The sequence below is a fragment of the Dietzia sp. DQ12-76 genome, assembly GCF_014145045.1.
Taxonomy (GTDB): Bacteria; Actinomycetota; Actinomycetes; order Mycobacteriales; family Mycobacteriaceae; genus Dietzia.
This window is the reverse complement of the sequence record NZ_JAALDV010000456.1, coordinates 3,842-6,859: the sequence shown is the minus strand read 5'-3', so window position 1 is coordinate 6,859 and position 3,018 is coordinate 3,842. Positions and strand designations below refer to the sequence as shown.

At 71.3% G+C, this 3,018-nt stretch carries 3 protein-coding genes; 1 reads left to right on the top strand and 2 read right to left on the bottom strand.

The features are described from left to right. Positions 1–24 precede the first annotated feature (24 nt). Together G6019_RS14650 and G6019_RS14645 are read right to left on the bottom strand one after the other, a co-directional pair. Positions 25–1,128: a zinc-binding dehydrogenase gene (locus tag G6019_RS14650; protein ID WP_182613044.1), complete on the bottom strand. Its 1,104-nt coding sequence runs from the start codon at positions 1,126–1,128 to the stop codon at positions 25–27. Positions 1,129–1,158: 30 nt separating this feature from the next. After that, positions 1,159–2,343 carry a CoA transferase gene (locus tag G6019_RS14645; RefSeq protein ID WP_182613045.1) on the bottom strand — a complete coding sequence of 395 codons (1,185 nt, stop codon included), beginning with the start codon at positions 2,341–2,343 and terminating at the stop codon, positions 1,159–1,161. Between the two features lie 116 nt (positions 2,344–2,459). On the opposite strand from G6019_RS14645, the gene G6019_RS17445 reads away from it, so the two are divergent. Then, positions 2,460–3,018 (top strand): acyl-CoA dehydrogenase family protein (locus tag G6019_RS17445; RefSeq protein ID WP_241726081.1); only part of this gene is annotated, 559 nt, incomplete at its 3' end.

Below are 3,018 nucleotides of genomic sequence, written 5' to 3'. Positions count from 1 at the left end.
GTCGGGCCCCGGCCCCGGCCCGGCTCAGGCCCCGGTGAGCACGACGGCGCGGCCGAGAACCTCCCCGCGGTCGAGCGCCTGGTAGGTCCCGGGCGCCTCCTCAAGCCCCACGCGCCGCGAGATCACACTGCTCAGATCGAGTCTCCCTGCGGCGAGCAGCCGGATGAGCGCGGGCAGGTCCTGCCGTGCGCGGGCGCCGTAGGAACCCTTGATCTGGATCTTGCGTCTCACGACCCGCGCGAGGTCGACATCGAGCACCGTTCCGGCCGGCGGGATGCCCACCACCACGACCCTGCCGCCCTCGCGCGCGATCTCGGTGGCCTGGCGGGTGGTGGCCGCTGATCCGAGGGCCTCGAAGGCGGTGTCGACGCCCCTGCCGCCGGTGATCTCCATGACCGCCTCGGTCGCATCGACCTGCCGCGAGTTGATCGTGTGGGTGGCGCCCATGCGGCGTGCGAGGGCGAGTTTCTCGTCGTCCACGTCGATGGCGATGACGGATTCGGCGCCGCTCACCGCCGCCAGCTGGACGATGTTCTGCCCGACCCCGCCCACCGCCACGACCGCGACCGACTCACCGGTCCGGACGTCCCCGACGTTCCGCACGGCACCGTAGGCGGTGAACAGCGAGCACCCCAGGATCGCCGAGTCCGCGAGGTCCAGTTCCTCCGGGAGGGCGAACACCGCGGTGGCGGGCGTGACGCTGTACTCGGCGAGGCCGCCCATGGAATACATGGACAGCGGCTCACCGTTCGCGCGGTGGAGCCTGGTCTCGCCGTCGTACAGGGTCCCGCGCAGGCGGTTGTACTCGAAGAACGTCGAGCACAGGTCCTCCATCCCGCGGGCACAGTTCTCGCACCACCCGCACGGCATGATGAACGAGCCCACCACGCGGTCGCCCGGGCGGACCGCCGTCACGCCGCGGCCGACCTCGGCGACGACCCCGGAGACCTCGTGCCCCAGGACCCCGGGCAGGGGAAATTGGACCTCGCCCTTCATCACGTGCAGGTCGGTGTGGCACACCCCGCAGGCGGTGTTGCGGATCAGGACCTCGCCCTCCGCCGGTTGGGGGATCGGGATGTCCTCGATCACCAGGGGGGATTCCGTGTCGACACACACCGCAGCCTTCATGGTGGCGACTGTACGCAGTGGACGGGTGCCTCAGTGCCCTTCTGCGGTGAGGCGATCGGTGTCCGCCCCCAGAGTCGGTGCGGGGCCTGCGGTCATGTGCCGGCCGTCGAAGGTCGCGGGGTGCGCGGCCGCGAGGTAGGACCCCAGCCCGGGTTGCTCGAGGGGAGCGAAGAGCGGGTTGGCCTCGAGATCCCCCTCCGCGACCACCTGGTCGAAGGTGCGGTACCGCTCGTGCAGCACCGACGAGGCCGCCAGTGCCCGGGTGACCTCGTCGGTGGTGTGTGCGGCGAACCACCGGGCGAAGAGGGCGGACAGGACCTCGCGGTAGGAGTACCTGTCGGCCTCGGTGTCGAAATCGGCGCCGGTCGCCGACTCCAGGGCGTCGACGGCATCCCGGGTGCCGGTCACCCGCGCCAGGTCGTGGAAATGTCTGGTGGTCAGGGCGACGACCATCACCCGGCCGCCGTCGGCGGTGGGAAAATCCCTGCCGAAGGTGCCGTACACGTAGTTGCCCACCGCAGGCCGCGAGGAACCGTCGATCTGTGGTTCGGTGAGGTAGCCCAGCGTGCCGGCGGTGGCCAGGGCGACGTCGTCGAGGGGCAGGACGATCCGACGCCCCCGGCCGGTCCGCTCGCGGTCACGGACGGCGGCCACCACGGCCAGGGCGGCATGCAGGCCCGCCGCGACGTCCCAGGCGGGCAGGACATGGTTGACCACCGGGCCGCCGTTCTGCTCACCACCCTGCCCGCCGGTCGGCCCGGTGATCGCGGGGAACCCGAGGCCGGCGTTGACGGTGTAGTCCACTGCTGGGCCGCCGTCGCGGCGCCCGAGCAGCTCGAGGGTGATGACGTCGGGCCGGGCCGACGCCAGGCGATCATGGCTCATCCAGTCGCGGCCGCCGGAGTTGGTCACGAGGATGCCGCCGCCCTCCCCGGGAGCGGTGACGAGGTCTCGCAGCGCCTGCCGACCCCGGTCAGACCGCAGGTCGAGGGTCACCGAGGACTTCCCCCGGTTGAGCCCGGTCCAGTAGATCGAGGTCCCGTCCGGGGCGACCGGCCAGCGGTGCACGTCGGCCGCTCCACCCACCGGGTCGACCCGGATGACCTCGGCGCCGAGCTGGGAGAGCGTGAGCCCGCACAGGGGAGAGGCGACGAAGCTGGACAGTTCGATCACGCGCATCCCGCTGAGGGGTCGCGGCTCGCCGAGGTCGGTCATCGGTGGCTCCCGTCGCTCCGGTGGTGGCTGTTGCCCCGCCTTCCAATTGATGATAATGGTTTAGGCATCGCTGCACCGGATCCCGGTCCCGCGAGGTTCACGACGAAGGGCGCAACATGAGCGTGCAGGCGGACGCGGCGGGGTCTGATCCGGGAGCGGGGTCGCACGCCGCGGTGGGGTCCGGGGTCGACGCGGAGGACTTCGCCGCGATCCTCGCCGCGACCCGCGACTACATCCGGACGGTGGTGGTCCCGCGTGAGCGGGAGATCGCCGACGCCGACGCGGTCCCGGACGACATCCGGACCGGACTGGCCGAGATGGGGATGTTCGGATACGCGATCCCTCAGGAATGGGGCGGCCTCGGGGTGAACCTGTCCCAGGACGTCGAGCTGGCGATGGAGTTCGGGTACACCAGCCTGGCGATGCGGTCCCTGTTCGGCACCAACAACGGAATCGCCGGGCAGGTCCTCGTGGGCTTCGGTACCGACGAGCAGAAGGCCGAGTGGCTGGAGCGGATCGCCTCCGGCGAGGTCATCTCGTCTTTCGCCCTGACCGAGGACGGCGCGGGGTCCAACCCGGCGGGACTGACGACCAGGGCCGTCCGGGACGGCGGGGACTGGGTGATCGACGGCACCAAGCGGTTCATCACCAACGCCCCGGTGGCGGACCTGTTCG

What these genes read in the sequence shown, in the direction of transcription:
- G6019_RS14650 (WP_182613044.1), bottom strand. Translation starts at nt 1,128, where the DNA reads ATGAAGGCTGCGGTGTGTGTCGACACGGAATCCCCCCTGGTGATCGAG.
- G6019_RS14645 (WP_182613045.1), bottom strand. Translation starts at nt 2,343, where the DNA reads ATGACCGACCTCGGCGAGCCGCGACCCCTCAGCGGGATGCGCGTGATC.